At 62.8% G+C, this 16,716-nt stretch carries 15 protein-coding genes; 7 read left to right on the top strand and 8 right to left on the bottom strand.

Annotation, left to right across the window (positions count from 1 at the left end; translation table 11 throughout):
* Nucleotides 1-5: 5 nt before the first annotated feature.
* From EOA13_RS04620 to EOA13_RS04630, 3 genes are all read right to left on the bottom strand, one after another.
* On the bottom strand, nucleotides 6-1,562 hold the full coding sequence (locus EOA13_RS04620; RefSeq protein WP_127290057.1) for an NADH-quinone oxidoreductase subunit NuoF: 1,557 nt from the start codon (nucleotides 1,560-1,562) through the stop codon (nucleotides 6-8).
* On the bottom strand, nucleotides 1,559-2,038 hold the full coding sequence (locus EOA13_RS04625) for a formate dehydrogenase subunit gamma (protein WP_023811689.1): 480 nt from the start codon (nucleotides 2,036-2,038) through the stop codon (nucleotides 1,559-1,561). Before EOA13_RS04625 ends, EOA13_RS04620 begins: the two co-directional genes overlap by 4 nt.
* Nucleotides 2,039-2,213: 175 nt before the next feature.
* Entirely contained in the window at nucleotides 2,214-3,128 is a 915-nt protein-coding gene (locus EOA13_RS04630) for a LysR family transcriptional regulator (RefSeq protein WP_027039670.1), read from the bottom strand.
* Between the two features lie 151 nt (nucleotides 3,129-3,279).
* Between EOA13_RS04630 and EOA13_RS04635 the strand changes: the two genes are divergently transcribed.
* Together EOA13_RS04635 and EOA13_RS04640 are read left to right on the top strand one after the other, a co-directional pair.
* Nucleotides 3,280-3,921, top strand: a complete 642-nt coding sequence (locus EOA13_RS04635; protein WP_013528009.1) for a DUF47 domain-containing protein — start codon at nucleotides 3,280-3,282, stop codon at nucleotides 3,919-3,921.
* A gap of 3 nt (nucleotides 3,922-3,924) precedes the next feature.
* Nucleotides 3,925-4,929: an inorganic phosphate transporter gene (locus tag EOA13_RS04640; RefSeq protein WP_127290119.1), complete on the top strand. Its 1,005-nt coding sequence runs from the start codon at nucleotides 3,925-3,927 to the stop codon at nucleotides 4,927-4,929.
* Nucleotides 4,930-4,940: 11 nt separating this feature from the next.
* Here EOA13_RS04640 and EOA13_RS04645 read toward each other — a convergent pair whose 3' ends face one another.
* Entirely contained in the window at nucleotides 4,941-5,318 is a 378-nt protein-coding gene (locus EOA13_RS04645) for a VOC family protein (RefSeq protein WP_127290059.1), read from the bottom strand.
* A gap of 268 nt (nucleotides 5,319-5,586) precedes the next feature.
* Here EOA13_RS04645 and EOA13_RS04650 point away from each other — a divergent pair, with 268 nt between their 5' ends.
* Nucleotides 5,587-6,768: an Mrp/NBP35 family ATP-binding protein gene (locus EOA13_RS04650; protein WP_127290061.1), complete on the top strand. Its 1,182-nt coding sequence runs from the start codon at nucleotides 5,587-5,589 to the stop codon at nucleotides 6,766-6,768.
* Between the two features lie 21 nt (nucleotides 6,769-6,789).
* Here EOA13_RS04650 and EOA13_RS04655 read toward each other — a convergent pair whose 3' ends face one another.
* Complete coding sequence (locus EOA13_RS04655) at nucleotides 6,790-7,242, bottom strand: carbon monoxide dehydrogenase subunit G (protein ID WP_013528005.1); 453 nt, start codon at nucleotides 7,240-7,242, stop codon at nucleotides 6,790-6,792.
* A gap of 146 nt (nucleotides 7,243-7,388) precedes the next feature.
* Here EOA13_RS04655 and EOA13_RS04660 point away from each other — a divergent pair, with 146 nt between their 5' ends.
* From EOA13_RS04660 to EOA13_RS04675, 4 genes are all read left to right on the top strand, one after another.
* Entirely contained in the window at nucleotides 7,389-9,194 is a 1,806-nt protein-coding gene (locus tag EOA13_RS04660; RefSeq protein WP_023811496.1) for an IlvD/Edd family dehydratase, read from the top strand.
* 187 nt (nucleotides 9,195-9,381) lie between these two features.
* Complete coding sequence (locus tag EOA13_RS04665; protein WP_127290063.1) at nucleotides 9,382-10,200, top strand: chromate resistance protein ChrB domain-containing protein; 819 nt, start codon at nucleotides 9,382-9,384, stop codon at nucleotides 10,198-10,200.
* Nucleotides 10,197-11,585 (top strand): chromate transporter, encoded by a 1,389-nt coding sequence (gene chrA / locus EOA13_RS04670; RefSeq protein ID WP_127290065.1) that lies wholly within the window; start codon nucleotides 10,197-10,199, stop codon nucleotides 11,583-11,585. Before EOA13_RS04665 ends, chrA begins: the two co-directional genes overlap by 4 nt.
* A 63-nt stretch (nucleotides 11,586-11,648) precedes the next feature.
* On the top strand, nucleotides 11,649-12,047 hold the full coding sequence (locus tag EOA13_RS04675) for a hypothetical protein (RefSeq protein WP_127290067.1): 399 nt from the start codon (nucleotides 11,649-11,651) through the stop codon (nucleotides 12,045-12,047).
* A gap of 46 nt (nucleotides 12,048-12,093) precedes the next feature.
* Here the strand turns inward: EOA13_RS04675 and EOA13_RS04680 are convergent, their stop codons facing one another.
* The 3 genes from EOA13_RS04680 to EOA13_RS04690 form a co-directional block, all read right to left on the bottom strand.
* Nucleotides 12,094-13,323 carry an aromatic ring-hydroxylating dioxygenase subunit alpha gene (locus EOA13_RS04680; RefSeq protein WP_127290069.1) on the bottom strand — a complete coding sequence of 410 codons (1,230 nt, stop codon included), beginning with the start codon at nucleotides 13,321-13,323 and terminating at the stop codon, nucleotides 12,094-12,096.
* A gap of 115 nt (nucleotides 13,324-13,438) precedes the next feature.
* On the bottom strand, nucleotides 13,439-15,028 hold the full coding sequence (locus EOA13_RS04685; protein WP_127290071.1) for a trimethylamine methyltransferase family protein: 1,590 nt from the start codon (nucleotides 15,026-15,028) through the stop codon (nucleotides 13,439-13,441).
* A 190-nt stretch (nucleotides 15,029-15,218) separates the two neighbouring features.
* Nucleotides 15,219-16,712, bottom strand: a complete 1,494-nt coding sequence (locus EOA13_RS04690) for a PLP-dependent aminotransferase family protein (RefSeq protein WP_023811490.1) — start codon at nucleotides 16,710-16,712, stop codon at nucleotides 15,219-15,221.
* Between the last annotated feature and the right edge of the window lie 4 nt (nucleotides 16,713-16,716).

Raw genomic sequence — 16,716 nt, forward strand, 5'->3', positions numbered from 1 at the left:
AGCTCCTATTCGGCAGCCACGCGCACGGGCGCTGGCTTGAAGTCGTCGGGGAAATGGGTGATCGAGCTCATCACGGGATAGGGCGTGAAGCCGCCCAGCGCGCAGAGCGAACCGAACTTCATCGTGTTGCAGAGATCGGTGACCAGAGCGAGGTTTTTCTCCGGTTCAATGCCCGCAACTATTCTGTCGATGGTCTCGACCCCGCGCGTCGAGCCGATGCGGCAGGGCGTGCACTTGCCGCAACTTTCGATGGCGCAGAACTCCATGGCGAAGCGCGCCTGTTTCAGCATGTCGGCGGTGTCGTCGAACACCACGATGCCGGCATGGCCGATCAGCCCGTCCTTGGCCGCGAAGGCTTCATAATCGAATGGCGTGTCGAACAGCGCGCGCGGGAAATAGGCGCCGAGCGGCCCGCCAACCTGCACGGCCTTGACCGGGCGCCCCGTGGCAGTGCCGCCGCCGATCTCGTCGACGATCTCGCCCAGCGTCATGCCGAAAGCGGCTTCGAACAGCCCGGCATATTTGACATTGCCGGCGATCTGGATCGGGATCGTGCCGCGCGAGCGGCCCATGCCGAAATCCTTGTAGTAGGCCGCACCCTTGTCCATGATGACAGGCACGGATGCGAGCGAGATGACGTTGTTGATCACCGTCGGCTTGCCGAACAGCCCTTTGTGAGCCGGCAGCGGTGGCTTTGCCCGCACCATGCCGCGCTTGCCTTCGAGCGAATCGAGCAGCGCCGTCTCCTCGCCGCAGACATAGGCGCCGGCGCCGACCCGGATCTCCATGTCGAAAGCGTAGGGTGAGCCCAGCACGCTGGCGCCAAGAACGCCAGCCTTGCGGGCGATCTCGACGGCCTTGTTCATCACCGCCACCGCATGCGGATATTCCGAGCGGACATAGACGAAGCCCTTCGTCGCGCCCGTGGCTATACCGGCGATCGTCATGCCTTCGATCAGCACGAAGGGATCGCCCTCCATGATCATGCGGTCGGCGAAGGTGCCTGAATCGCCCTCGTCGGCGTTGCAGACGATGTATTTGCGGTCGCCTGCGGTATCGAGCACCGTTTTCCACTTGATGCCGGTCGGGAAGCCGGCGCCGCCGCGCCCGCGCAGGCCCGACTCGGTAACCTGGGCGACGATGGCGGCAGGCGTCAGCGCCAGCGCGTTCGTCAGTCCGTTCAACCCGCCATGTTTTTTGTAGGATTCGAGCGAAAGCGGATCCGTGACGCCGCAACGCGCGAAGGTCAGCCGCGTCTGCTTGGCCAGGAAGGGGATCTTGTCCGGCGCGCCCAGCCAGCGCTTGTGATGGCCGCCGGTAAGGAAGCCGCCGTCGAACAGGCTTTTGACGTCGGACGGTTTGACCGGCCCATAGGCGACGCGGCCATTGGCTGTCGCGACTTCGACCATAGGCTCGAGGAAATAGGCGCCGCGCGACCCGTTGCGCACGATCTTGGCTTCGATGCCGCGCTCGGCGAGTTCGCCGGCGATCGCCTTGGCGACCTTTTCGGCGCCAAGCGCCAGCGCACCGGAATCGCCGGGAATGTAGATACGCGGGATCATGAGCGCACCTCTGCAACGATCTCGTCGAGCTTCTCGTCATCGAGCCGCCCGATCACCTCGCCATCCAGCATGGCGGCGGGCGAACAGGCGCACAGGCCGAGACAATAGACCGGTTCCAGCGTCACCGAACCATCGCGGGTCGTTTCATGAAAGCCGATGCCCAGCAATTGCTTCAGCTTGGCGGCGATGGCGTCCGAACCCATCGACTGGCAGGATTCCGCCTGGCAGAGCTTCAGCACATGGCGGCCTGCCGGGTGGCTGCGGTAATCATGATAAAAGCTGACGACGCCGTGCACCTCGGCCCTGGAAATGTTCAGCGCCTCGGCGATGACCGGCAGCGCATCCTTGGGCACATGGCCGAACTCTTCCTGGATGCCGTGAAGGATCGGCAGCAATGGGCCTTCGAGGCCCTTCATCTCCTGGATGATCGCGGCCGTGCGCGACGTAATCTCGGTACTTGCAGGCTGCATTGTCATGCAGCGCCCTCCCTATCGTAGCGACCATACATATCGGCCAAGAGCATCAAGCTGTTTTGGAACAACGACATGCGCGTGCCGCTTTATCGCTAAGTGCTTAAGAAACCAGAGAAAACCTCTGAAATCAATAAAGCGGTTTCGTTGTACGATAGAAATTTTCTATCGTTCCGTTTGGCTAACTCTGTCTAGCGGAACGGTTGGCGTGGAAATCGTCCGCCAGCGCCATTGCCTCGTCCAGCAGCGCCGAGACCAAAGGTGTGTGCGGTTCGCGCGGTGTCGCCACCAGGCCGACCGTGTGGCTGGCATCTGGCTCGATGATCGGAATGGCCCGGATCGGCTCGGAAAAGCCGAATGTTTCCGCAAGGTTGAGCGGCATGATCGACGACCATTTGCCGGTGCGGATGTGCGAAAACAGCACGATCATCGAATTGGATTCCAGCGTCGGTCGCACCTGCACGCCGGCTTCGGCCAGATGCTGATCGATTATGCGGCGGTTCTGCATGTCCGGCGTCAACAGACACAGCGGCAGGCTCGAGAGCTCCGCCCATGTCACTTTGTCGCGGTCGGAATAGGGATTCCCCATCGCGGTGATCAGTTGGTAGCGCTCGTCATAGAGCGGCACGCTGGTCACCCGCCCCAACGGCTCGTTGTCGAGATAGGTGATGCCGGCATCGATGTCGAAATTGCCGAGCAGCGACAGCACCTCGATCGAGGTCCGCGATAGCACCGAAAAGGTGACGCCGGGATGCTTTTCGCGAAACGGCGTCGTCAGCCGCGGCAGCATGGCGAGCGCCGTCGGGATGGCGGCGATGCGGATACGGCCGGAAAGTCCGTGGCGCGCCGCGCGCATTTCCTCGCGCATGGTTCTGGTGTCGCCGACGATGCGGCGTGCCCACACCAGCACCTGTTTTCCCTCCGGCGTCAGCCCCTGGAAGCGTGAGCCGCGCAGAACCAGCATGACGCCAAGCTGGCCTTCCAACTGCTTGATGCCGGCCGAGAGCGTCGGTTGGGTGACACCGCATACCTCCGCCGCCCGGCCGAAATGCTCCTCCCTGGCGAGCGCGATGAAGAATTCCAGCTTGTCGATCATGCGATCTTTCCGGTCGTTCGCTGCAAGGTCGGGGAAATTGTGCTCTACCGCAAGCACCACGCACAATTGCCCGGCATCCACACCTTTAAGCCGGCTACCTGTTTCCCGTGGCGCAATGCGGCGCTATGTGGATGAAACTGGGAGATCGACCATGCTGGGCTGGTTCCGCAAGCTTTTGCCGCGCGAAGATCGCTTCTTCGACCTGTTTGAACGACATTCGCGCACCGTGGTCGGCGGCGCCGAGGCGCTGGAGCAGCTTCTCCAGGGCAGGGATATCGACCTCTGGTGCCAGAAAATCATCGATCTCGAAGATGAGGCCGACCATATCACCGCGGAAGTCCTGCTGGCGGTGCGGCGCTCCTTCATCACGCCTTTCGATCGCGGCGACATCAAGGACCTGATCCAGTCGATGGATGATGCCATCGACATGATGCACAAGACGGTCAAGACGGTGAAGCTGTTCGAGCGCAAGGAGTTCGATCCGCTGATGCAGGAAATGGGTGGCGTCATCGTCGCCGCCGCCAAGCTGGTGGCCGAGGCGATCCCGCTGCTCAACAAGGTCGCGACGCATACTGTGCGCCTCAACGCCATCGCCGAAGAGGTGATGCGGGTCGAAAGCCGGGCCGACGACCTGCATGAGCAAGGGCTGAAGGATCTCTTCAGGAAGCACGGCAGCAGCGATCCGATGGCCTATATGATCGGCAGCGAGATTTATGGCCAGCTGGAAAAGGTCGTGGACCGCTTCGAGGACGTCGCCAACGAGATCAGCGGCATCGTCATTGAGAATGTCTAGGTGATGGAAGCAACCATCGCCTTTCCGGTACTGGTCGGCCTCGTCGGCGTTGCGCTGTTCTTCGACTTTCTCAATGGCCTGCACGATGCCGCCAATTCCATCGCCACCATCGTTTCCACCCGCGTGCTGCGGCCGCAATACGCGGTGCTGTGGGCGGCATTCTTCAACTTCATCGCCTTCATGTTCTTCGGCCTCCACGTTGCCGAGACCGTGGGCAAGGGTATCATCGACGTCAGCATCGTCACCCCGGCGGTGATCTTTGCAGCGCTCGTCGGCGCCATCGTCTGGAACATCGTCACCTGGATCGCCGGCATCCCGTCGAGCAGCTCGCACGCGCTGATCGGCGGCCTGGTCGGGGCCGGTGTGGCAAAGGCAGGCGTGGGCGCCATCGTCTGGACAGGGCTTGGCAAGACGGTTGCGGCAATCGTCGTGTCGCCGGCGACCGGCTTTGTCCTGGCTCTTGTCCTGATCCTTGCCGTTTCCTGGCTCTTCGTGCGCCAGACGCCGTTTGCGGTCGACAGCACCTTTCGCGTCATGCAGTTCTTTTCTGCCTCGCTCTATTCGCTCGGGCACGGCGGCAACGACGCCCAGAAAACCATGGGCATCATCGCCGTGCTGCTCTATTCGCAAGGCATGCTCGGCGAAAAATTCTACGTGCCGCTGTGGGTCGTGCTCACCTGTCAGACGGCGCTGGCGCTCGGTACGTTGTTCGGCGGCTGGCGCATCGTCCACACCATGGGCTCGAAGATCACCCGGCTGAACCCGATGCAGGGTTTTTGCGCCGAAACCGGCGGGGCGATCACGCTGTTTGCCGCTACCTGGCTCGGCGTTCCCGTATCGACCACGCACACCATCACCGGCGCCATCATCGGCGTCGGCGCCGCCCGTCGCGTCTCGGCCGTGCGCTGGGGCATTGCCGGCAATATCGTCATTGCCTGGATCGTCACTTTGCCGGCCACCGCTTTGCTTTCGGCGCTCACCTACCTCGCGGTTGGCCTGGCGAGGTGAGGTGAAGACATCTACCTGTCCACAAGGTTCAGGATGTTGCCGTCTGGATCCTTGAACCAGGCGACCTTCATTCCGTAACCGACGTGGAGATCGCCCTCCAGCGTCAAGCCCGGCATCTGATAGTGCTCGAAGGCGACGCCCTTCGACTTCAGCTCCTTGACGATATCGCCGATCTCGTCGCCAACCATCCAGGTCACCGCTGTCGCCTTGTTGGTTCCGGCAAATTGGGAATGATAGACGTTGAGGGTGGTATCGCCACTTTTGTAGACGATCAGTTCGCCGCCCTCATCGTGCACCTGTTGCAGGCCAAGCGTTCCCTCGTAGAAAGCCTTGGCCTTTGCCAGGTCGCTTACCGCCAGATTTGCCGTTGCGTTGCTGTTTGCGAGCATGATGGTCTCCTTTCCTGGTTGTCGGCCCGTGCTGGTCACCGAAATAGGTCGCCGCGATCGTTTGACGACTGTCGCTTGACCTGATTGTTGGCCGCATCGGCGCTCGATTATCTGGAAGACGTTTGGCGCGGATGAAATCCGACAGGACCCGCCGCTTTTTCAGGCACGCCAAGACAGCCATTGCTCCACGGCTTGGTTCTGTCCGGAAACTGCATTATCTCAGGTGCAAGCTGCATCTCAGGCGCAAGCTGCGTAAGGAAAAACTGCTATGTCCGTCACCAAGGAAATCGTCACCGAGCGTCTGAAGACGGTCAACGGGCCGGATTTCACCGGCAACATCGTCGACCTCGGCATGGTTTCGGAAATTTTCATCGCCGACGGGAAGGTCTTCTTCTCGATTACCGTTCCCGCCGCCCGCGCCCAGGAAATGGAGCCGCTGCGCGCTGCCGCCGAGCGTGTCGTCAAGGCGATCCCCGGTGTCGCCGGCGCCGTCGTCGCGCTGACGGCCGAAAAGAAGGGCGGCGGCATGGAGGCGCCGGTTCCGTCGCGCCCCGCACCCAGGCCCGCTCCACCGGCTGTGCCCGCTGCCGCCGCGCCGCGCGCCGCCCCCCACGCGCCTGCCTCGCACAGCTCGGGCAAGCGTGGCGTGCCAGGTATCGAGGCGATCATTGCCGTTGCCTCCGGCAAGGGCGGCGTCGGCAAGTCGACCACCGCCGTCAACATCGCGCTCGGCCTCGCCGCCAACGGCTTGCGCGTCGGCGTGCTCGACGCCGATATCTACGGCCCTTCCATGCCCAGGCTGCTCAACATCCACGGCCGGCCGCAGACCGTCGACGGCAAGATCCTGAAACCTATGGAGAATTACGGGCTGAAGGTGATGTCGATGGGTTTCCTCGTCGACGAGGAAACCCCGATGATCTGGCGTGGCCCGATGGTGATGTCGGCGCTGACGCAGATGCTGCGTGAAGTCGAATGGGGTCGGCTCGACGTGCTCGTCGTCGACATGCCGCCCGGTACCGGCGACGCGCAACTGACCATGGCCCAGCAGGTGCCGCTGGCTGGTGCTGTCATCGTCTCGACGCCACAGGATCTGGCCCTGATCGACGCGCGAAAAGGCCTCAACATGTTCAAGAAGGTCGACGTGCCGTTGCTCGGCATCGTCGAGAACATGAGCTATTTCATCGCCCCGGACACCGGCAAGCGCTACGACATCTTTGGCCATGGCGGCGCGCGCCGCGAGGCCGAGCGTCTCGGCGTCACCTTCCTTGGCGAAGTGCCGCTCGAGATGGGCATTCGCGAAAGCTCGGATGCCGGCACGCCGGTTGTCGTCTCGAAGCCCGACGGCGCCGAGGCGAAAATCTACCGCGATATTGCCTCGAAGGTCTGGGACCGGGTCAATGAAGAGCGTGGCGCGGCGGCAGCGGCGGTGCCGAGTATTGTGTTTGAATAGCAGGCGCCGCCGTGCTGCAGCCTAGGCCGCGCCGACCTTCTCGCCAAAGCTGGAAAAAAACTGTCCAGCCAGTTTCTTCGAGGTCGATTCGATCAGACGGCTGCCAAGCTGTGCGATCTTGCCGCCGACATCGGCCTTGGCCGCGTAGTTCAATATCGTGGCGTCAGGTCCATCTGCCGTCAGCGTCACGTCGGCGCCACCCTTGGCGAAGCCGGCAATGCCGCCCTTGCCTTCGCCCTGGATGGTGTAGGAGTGCGGCGGCTTCAGGTTCTTCAGCGTCACTTCGCCGTTGAACGTCGCCTTGATCGGTCCGATCTTCACCACCACGGTTGCCGCCATCTCGGTGGGCGACTTCATCTCCAGGCTCTGGCAGCCGGGAATGGTCGCCTTCAACACCTCGGGATCGTTCAGCGCTTCCCACACTTTTTGCAGCGGTGCGGCAATGCGCTCCTCGCCTTCGATCACCAAAGCCATGAAAACCTCCCGGACAAGACTGTCCGAACCCGTAACGCACGGCTTGGTGCGTGTCTATCGCACCAAAGTCCGGTTGCGACCGCACGCCCTCTTGCCTGCTCCCGCGCGTTGCCATATCGATTTGTCTTACAAATACGGAGACCATGATGGCAGGCGCCCCCACCCACAAGAAAAAATTTCGCTCGCAGGAGTGGTTCGACAATCCCGACAATCCGGGCATGACGGCGCTCTATCTCGAGCGCTATCTCAATTACGGCCTGACGCGCGCCGAACTGATGTCCGGCAAGCCGCTGATCGGCATCGCACAGACCGGCTCGGATCTGTCGCCTTGCAACCGTCACCATATCGAACTCGCCAAGCGTGTGCGCGAAGGCATCGTCTCGATGGGCGGCATTCCTTTCGAATTCCCCTGCCATCCGATCCAGGAGACCGGCAAGCGCCCGACCGCGGCACTTGACCGCAACCTTGCCTATCTCAGCCTTGTCGAAGTGCTCTACGGCTATCCGCTCGATGGCGTCGTGCTCACCATCGGTTGCGACAAGACGACGCCGGCGCTGCTGATGGCGGCGGCCACCGTCAACATCCCGGCGATCGCGCTGTCGGTCGGGCCGATGCTCAATGGCTGGCACAAGGGCAAGCGCACCGGCTCCGGCACCATCGTTTGGGAATCGCGCCAGCGCCTGTCGGCCGGCGAGATCGATTATGACGAGTTCATGGATATCGTTGCCTCGTCGGCGCCGTCCACCGGTTATTGCAACACCATGGGCACCGCCACCACGATGAACTCGCTGGCCGAGGCGCTTGGCATGCAGTTGCCGGGCTCGGCCGCCATTCCCGCGCCCTACCGCGAGCGCGGCCAGATTTCCTATGAGACGGGAAAGCGCATCGTCGAGATGGTGCATGAGGATCTGAAGCCGTCCGACATCATGACGAGAGAAGCTTTCGAGAACGCTATCGTCGTCAATTCGGCCATTGGCGGCTCGACCAACGCGCCGATCCATCTCAACGCCATCGCGCGCCACCTCGGAGTCAAGCTCGACAATGACGACTGGCAGACGGTCGGCCTCAATGTGCCGCTGCTGGTCAATTTGCAGCCGACGGGCGAATACCTTGGCGAGGACTACCACCATGCCGGCGGCGTGCCGGCGGTCATCGCCGAACTGATGAAAGGCGGGCTGTTGCCGCATCCCGGCGCGCGCACCGTCAACGGCAAGTCGATCGGTGAGAATAGCGAGGGCGTCGCCAACGAAAATCCCGACGTCATCCGCTCTGTCGCCAAGCCGCTGAAGGCCAATGCCGGCTTCATCAATCTTCGGGGCAATCTGTTCGATTCGGCGATCATGAAGACCAGCGGCATCTCGCCGGAATTCCGCGAACGCTATCTCTCCAACCCCAAGGATCCCGAGGCTTTCGAAGGCAACGCCATGGTTTTTGACGGGCCGGAGGATTACCACGCCCGCATCGACGACCCGGCGCAAGGCATCGACGAACACACCATCCTGTTCATGCGTGGCGCTGGCCCGGTCGGCTATCCCGGCGGTGCCGAGGTCGTCAACATGCAGCCGCCGGCCTACCTCATCAAGAAGGGCATCCACGCGCTCGCCTGCATCGGTGACGGCCGCCAGTCGGGTACGTCGGGTTCGCCGTCGATCCTCAACGCCTCGCCGGAAGCGGCGATCGGCGGCGGACTGGCGCTGCTCAAGACCGGCGACCGTGTCCGCATCGACTTGCGCAAGGGCACGGCCGACATCCTCGTTACCGACGACGAGATCACCCGGCGCCGCGCCGAACTGCAGAACAACGGTGGCTTCCACTATCCCAAGCACCAGACACCCTGGCAGGAGATCCAGCGCGGCATGGTCGCGCAGTTCTCGGAGGGAATGGTGCTGAAGCCGGCGGTGAAGTATCAGGACGTCGCGCACACCAGCGGCGTCCCAAGGGACAATCACTGACACGCATCGACAACTGGCGGCTTGATCAGTCAGGTCGCCAGTCCCGACCAATAGGTCGAGCCCGTCACTATCCTTGACAAGCCCGCGCGTTGTATCCACCATCATGACAAGGGGTGCATCGCGACGACCCCGTGAGGCGTCAGCCCAACGTTCGCGTCCAAGCTTCTCTTTTCAGGAGGTGGACGCCATGCCGTCAACAACCGCTATCACTGTATCGCAACTGTCCCGGCTCATCGGTCTGCCGGGCGCGCCTGTCATTATCGATGTTCGCATCGATGACGATTTCGACGCCGACCCGCGCCTGTTGCCGGCTTCGTGCCGGCGCGATTTCAAAACCGTTTCGACCTGGGCGGCCGCATTCGCCGGCAAGCCGGTGGCCGTCGTATGCCAGAAGGGGCAAAAGCTCTCGCAAGGCGTCGTTGCATGGCTGCGCCATGAGGGGATATCAGCCGAATCCCTTGAAAGCGGGTTTGAGGCCTGGCGCGATGCCGGGGGACTTCTGGTCCGCACCGCCAAAATGCCGCCACGCAATGAAAAGGGCGCCACCGTCTGGGTGACGCGATCGCGCCCGAAGGTCGACCGCATCGCTTGCCCATGGCTGATCCGGCGTTTCCTCGACCCCGACGCGGTGTTCCTGTTTGTCGAGCCCGCTGAAGTATTGGCTGTTGCCGACCGCTTTCAGGCCGTGCCGTTCGACATCGACAATGTGTTCTGGAGCCATCGTGGCGAACGCTGCACCTTCGACACGATGATCGAGGAGTTCGGGTTGGAATCCGAGGCGCTCGATCGCCTCGCCGTAATCGTGCGCGCGGCCGACACCGCAAGCCTCGACCTGGTGCCCCAGGCGGCCGGTTTTCTGGCTGCCTCGCTGGGTCTGTCGCGTATGTACCGCGACGATCTGGAACAACTGGAAGCAGGCATGCTGCTCTACGACGCGTTCTTCCGCTGGTGTCGCGACGCCACCGAAGAAACGCACAACTGGCCCGCTGCGGGTAAGCCGTCATGACCATTCTTGTCCCCGACAACAAGGCGATGGCCGTCGAGCCGCCGGCTGCGCCGACCTTCGCGGAAGCCACGAAGGTCTGGGCGAGGATCGGATTGCTCAGCTTCGGCGGACCTGCCGGGCAGATCGCGCTGATGCACAAGGAACTGGTCGAGGACCGGCGCTGGATCGGTGAACAGCGCTTCCTGCATGCGTTGAACTACTGCATGTTGCTGCCTGGCCCGGAAGCCCAGCAACTCGCCATCTATGTCGGCTGGCTGCTGCACAGGACGATCGGCGGCCTTGTCGCCGGCATCCTGTTCGTCTTCCCGGGCGCGCTCGTCATGCTCGCCTTGAGCAGCCTTTACATGCTCTACGGCGACATGCCACTCGTCGCGGCGCTGTTTTTCGGGGTGAAGGCGGCGGTGCTTGCCATCGTCATCGAGGCAGTGATCCGGATCGGACGGCGCGCCCTGAAAAACCCGGTCATGGTGTCGATCGCGGTCGCGGCGTTCATCGCCATCTATGCGTTGAATGTGCCGTTTCCGCTCATCGTCTTGTTCGCCGGCCTGACGGGATGGCTGGGGGATCGCATTGCTCCCGGCCTGTTTTCCGGCTCGGCCCATGGCAAGGACGATGTTGCCGACTTCAAGGGAGCGGTCGACCTGATGTTCGAGCGTGGCGAACTGGCCCATGTCAAACCGACCAAATGGCACGCGCCGCGCACCTTCGCCATCTGGCTGCCGATCTGGCTCGGGCCTGCACTTTTGATCTGGTGGTTCACCGGCTCCGCAAGCGTCTGGACCGAGATAGGCCGGTTCTTCAGCCTGATGGCTGTCGTCACCTTCGGTGGCGCCTATGCGGTCCTCGCCTATGTCGCGCAGGCAGCCGTCCAGTCCTTCGGCTGGCTGGCCCCGGGTGAAATGGTCGACGGTCTTGGACTTGCAGAAACGACGCCGGGTCCGCTCATCCTGGTGTTGCAGTTCGTCGGCTTCATCGCCGCGTTCCGCCATTCCGGCTCGCTCGACCCGTTGCTTGCCGGATCGCTGGGGGCGTTGCTCACCCTGTGGGTGACGTTCACGCCCTGCTTTTTCTGGATATTCCTCGGGGCGCCCTACATCGAGGCGTTGCGCGGCAACAAGGCACTGTCGGCCGCACTGGGCGCGATCACCGCCGCAATTGTCGGGGTGATTATGAATCTGGCCCTATGGTTTGGCTTGCACGTCATCTTCCGTGAGGTGCATGCGACGGGTCTTGGCATGAATGTGCCGGTGCTTTCGTCGATCGACTGGCGCGCGGCCTTGCTTTCGGGTGCCGCCATGATCGCCATCCTGAAGCTGAAGATCGGCATGCTGCCGACACTCGCGCTATCCGCCCTTGCAGGGGTCTTGCTAGCGGCGGCTGGTTAGATAGCACCGCCTTTGTAATTCGCTTGCCCACCACCTAAGTGGGCTGGAACGGAAGGAAACATCATGGCCGGACGGCGCTCTTCCCTCGGCTTCCTCGGAATGTTCGGCCGTTCGGGCGACTTGAGGCAGCTCGACGATGCATTGCGCGGCGCCGATCTGCATCCAGCCCTTGTGCCGGAGGGCGTGAAGCTTACCCTGGTCAATCTCATGAAGGATCGCTGGCCCGACGAGCCGCCACGGGGTACCTATGCGTCGGTGGCACAATTATGCAGCTATTGCATCGCGGGTCCCGAAACCTTCGAGCAAGCCAATGGCCATGAGCAGACGCTGGAAGCCGAGCGCCGCATCGAGGCGGCGCTTGAAACCGGCGACAGCCTCGACGCGCAGATCGTGCTGATGACACTGCATGCCAAGCTCATCAACCCCGAAGTCGTCGACCGATACGGGCTCAGCGCGGAATGACGCGAAAGGCAGGATCTGCCTGATTCTCCCAAGGCAGCCGAGCCGTTCAGGCCCGGCTGATCTCCTCGAGATACCAGCCGATGTAGCGCAGTTCGTTGTATTCCATAGGCGCGATAGGTCCGGGCACGAAATAGTGCGAGCGCACGCCGCGCGCGGTGTGCTCGATGATCTTCTTGTCCTCTTCTGTGGTGATCTTCCACAGCCAGGTCAGCTTCTCCAGATCGTAGTCCTGTCCCTCGACCGCGTCGCCGCGCACCAGCCAGATCAGTTCCATCTCGCATGTACCAGCCGTTTTCGGGATGAATCGGTAGATCATGCCGTGATCGGGATAGCAGACGAGAAAGGTCGTGCCGCCGAGATGGATGGAGGTGACGCCACCGTCATAGTCGGTGAAGCGGCCCATCAGCGGGGCCACCGGAGAGCCGTCCTGGCTGCCGCTCGAAACGCCGTCATAGAGCGCGTAGCGGAAGGTGTCGATTGCTTCCTGACCGGCCGCCGAGTTCTGCCAGCGGTTGGCGCTGCCGATCTCGATGCCGAGCGCGCAGGTGCGCTGCTCCATCGCCTCATTGAGCTGCTCGATCATCTCGGCCGGTTTTTCCAGCGCATGCGTCTGCGAATATTCCGGATGCGCCGGTCCGCAATGGTAACATTCTACATAGTTCTCGACGGCCAGCTTCCAGTTCGCGTCGAGCGGATAGGACTGACGATACGCCACCTTGGCGTCGCCCCAGCCATATTGGCCGCAACTCGTGCGCAGCGACTGTTCGATCGGATCGAAATCGAGCGGCGTCTCCGCGAAGGAAATGAAGACCAGACCGGATGCGACGCGGACATGAAGCTTCCTCAGCCCGTGCGCCGTGCGGTCGAAATCCTTCGGCATCAGGCGGGCAGCGCGCAATGAGCCGTCGTTGGAATAGCTCCAGGCGTGGTAGGGGCACACGAACATCTTCGCGTTGCCCTTTTCCTTGGTGCAGACCTCGGCGCCGCGGTGGCGGCAGACATTGAGCATGGCATGCACGGTGCCATCCATGCCGCGTGTCAGGATGACCGCCTCGTCGCCCAGTTTGAACAGCTCGAAATCGCCGGGGTTCGGGATAACGCTGGCATGGGCCAGGCAATGCCAGTGGCGGCGAAAGACACGTTCCATGTCGCGCTCGAAGATCGCCGGGTCATGATAGAAGGCACGCACCAGGCCGTGGCCTGGCCGATGAGATGCCACCAGCCGATCGATCGCGTCGCCATCGGCGGGGGCTTGCTGGATAGGATGCACACTCATTTGTCATTCTGCCCGATGGTTGTCCCCAGAGCAATTTCAGGAAAGGTGTGAAGCGGTTTTCCGTCCTGAATTGGCTCCGGGTGGTGGCTGTATGGCTGCACGAACTCGTCTCCTGTCAGCCGCCCATATGCGTGCGCGGCAGGTGGATCAGGTTGCCGAAACGGGCACGCAATCTGTCGTCGACCTGTTTTGGCACGTGGCGCGGAAATCGTTCGGCAAGAATGCGCTTCTTCTCGGTGATCGCACGCAGCAATATATCAGGCCGGCCTTTTTCGTTCCATTCCTTCGGCGAGGAACGATCGCCGAGGGCAGGATAGAAGTGCTCGGTCTGCATCAGCTTGAGCGTTTGTTCGTTGTCGAGATAGTGGCCTGGGCCTTTGAGGCAGACGTCGGCGATACCATCGATCGACAGGGCCTCGTCAGTCACGTCGATGCCACGCGCGCAGCCCAGGCAATGACCGAGCATGTCGTTGTCGATGACCAGGCTTTCCAGACAGAAGCCGAGCAGCGAGGCATGCATGCCGGCCGCCTCGTAGACGAGGTTGAGGCCGGAGAGGCCGGCCATCACATTGGTGATGCCCTTTTCGTAGCCGGACTGAATATCGGGCAGTTTCGAATCCGTCATGCCGGCGGCGGAGCCGCCGGGCAGATCGTAGAATTGCGCCATCTGGGCACAGGCCGCCGTTGCCACCGACTGCTCGGCCGACCCGCCGGCCATGGCGCCGGTGCGCAGGTCCGACATGAACGGCCATGCGCCGAAAATCGCCGGATGGCCGGGCTTGAGCGCGTTGACATAGACCAGGCCGGCCAGCACTTCGGCCACTGCTTGCACGACGGCGCCGGCCATCGCCGCGGGTGCCGTGGTGCCGGACTGGCCGGTCGACAGCAGCAGGATCGGGATGCCGCCTTCGACGCAGGCCTCAAGCACGCCGCAGGCATCCTCGGCGAACTTCATCGGCGGCACGACGAATGAGTTGGAGTTGGAAACGAATGGCCGGGCGCGGAAATTCTCCTCGCCGCCGGCGATGGCGTACAGCATTTCAAGCGCAGGCTTCACGTTCTCACGCACGGTGAAGGATGTTCCGACGTGCTTCGATGTTCCCATCACACAGGCATAAAGCGTGTTGAAATCCATCTCGAGCGGATCGGCGATGTCGCGCGCCACCATCGGCCGCTGGAAGAAATGGATATTCTCCAGCCCATCGACGATGCGGGCGGCATCATAAATATCCTGCAGCTTGGATTCGCGGTACTCGCGCTTCTCCAGATCCACCAGGTGCACGGCGATGCCTGCCGTGCCGTAGTGCACGCGCTTGCCCTGGACTACCATGTCGTGCCTGGGGTCCTGGCCATGAAGCGTGAAATGTCGTGCCGCCCGCTTGATGGTGTCGAGCACGAGCGCGCGCGGAAAGCGGACCCGGCCATCGTCGCCGTGGACCGCTCCCACCTTGGTCAGCACCTTTATGCAGGAAGGAATGGCGTTGGCGAAGCCCACTGTCTCCAGGAGCGTCAGCACGCCCTCGTGGATACGCTCGCGGTCATCCCCGCGCAGCGGCCCGTAGCCGCCGCCCTCGATGGTCTTGTGCTGTGGTCTGGTATCCTCCACCAGGGGAGATGATCGCATGGCATGTCCTGTTTCGCGAAGACCGGAGCGCTGCGGACGACGGTTCGCCGGCGTGTCCTGCTGTTCGACAGCCACTGGCATGGAAGCACTCCACCTTCGTCGGCAGGGAACTCGTGGCGGTTGGTCCACCATCGGCCTGCTTCTTCCCCTGACGCCGACTATGCCGCCGGCACAGGCCCATCCTATGAGCCAGCTGGCCCAGTTGCATGTGCCAGAACTAAAATACCGGAGCCGCTGCGAGCGGCTCCGGTCACGAGAGATCAACGATGGATCAGGCGGCTGCGGGTCTGCGTCCGGCGGCCGTGGCCAGTTCGCGGATGCCTGGCTCGATGTGCTGCAGTGCGATCGACGAGATGCCCAGCCGCATGAAACGCGAAGGCTTTTCAGTGCGATCGAAGAAACGGTCGCCTGGCTCGATGATGACGCTGCGCGAGGCGGCTGCCTCGGCCAGCCCACGCGAATCAGTGCCGCGCGGCCCTTCGAGCCACAGCGACGTGCCGCCGGCCGAATCGGTCGAGCGCCATTCCGGCAGGAAGGCGGAAATCGCATGGACCAGCCGCTTGCGCCGCTCGTCGAAGGCTGAAGACAGCCGCCGCACCAGCGCCTCGTGGTGGCCGAGCGACAGGAACAGCGCTACGGCGCGCTGGTTGTTGGCCGGCGGATGACGCAGCATGAAGCGACGCAGCGCCCTGAGTTCCGCGATCAGTCCGGCGGACGCCACGATGTAGCCGAGCCGCAGGCCCGGAGCCAGCGTCTTGGACATCGAGCCGACATAGACCACGCGGCCGGAGCGATCGAGGCTCTTCAGTGCCTGCTGCGGTGCCTCGTCGAGAAGCTGGCTGTCATAGCCGTCCTCGATGATGATCTGGTTGTAGCGGTTGGCTCGCGCCAGAAGATCCTGCCGCCGCTCGGCCGACAACGGCACCATGGTCGGGCAATGATGGCTGGGCGTGACGAAGACGAAGCCGGAATCATTGGGAATAGAAGCGGTTACGATGCCGGACTGGTCGACCGGCACCGGCTGTATCTCCGCGCCCGCAAGGCGGAAGATCGAGCGGGCGTCGGGGTAGCCGGGGTCCTCCATCGCCACCTTGGAGCCTTTGGACATCAGCAGCGTCGCAAGCATGTAGAGCGCGTTCTGGGCGCCCAGCGTGACGATGATCTCGTCGGGATTGGCGAAGATGCCGCGCCGGGGCAGGAGCCGCGCCTGGATTTGCTCGATCAGCAGCGGATCGTCACGGTCGACCATGTCGGACGCCCAGTTGCGGATTTCCAACACCGCCAGCGCCATGCGGTTGCACTCGCGCCATTCGGCGGTCGGGAACAGCGCCGGATCGAACTGGCCGTAGACGAAGGGGTAGGACGACTTGATCCAGTTCTCGTGCTTGGCCGGCGGCGGCATGTCGCTGGCGAAGATCTTGCGGCGTGCCTTCCAGTCGATCTCGTTGGCCTGGTCGGGCGCCTTCTGGTGCGGCTTGGCCGGCGTCGCCAGCACATCGGGATTGACGAAATGGCCACGCCGCTCGCGCGCCACCAGGAAACCCTGGTCGACTAGCTGCTGGAACGCCAGCACCACGGTTCCGCGCGCCACGCCGAGTTTTTCAGCCAGGATCCGGCAGGAAGGAAGCGGCATCGAAGCGGCGATCTGGCGGTCGAGAATGGCGGCTACGATGGCCTGGCGGATCTGCGCCTGAAGGGTTTGGCCGGATTCAGCCGAAATCCGGAACAGGCCGGACCATATCGCCGTGTCGTTTCGCTGTGGCATGGGA

Source organism: Mesorhizobium sp. M7A.F.Ca.US.011.01.1.1 (assembly GCF_003998295.1).
Lineage (GTDB): Bacteria > Pseudomonadota > Alphaproteobacteria > Rhizobiales > Rhizobiaceae > Mesorhizobium.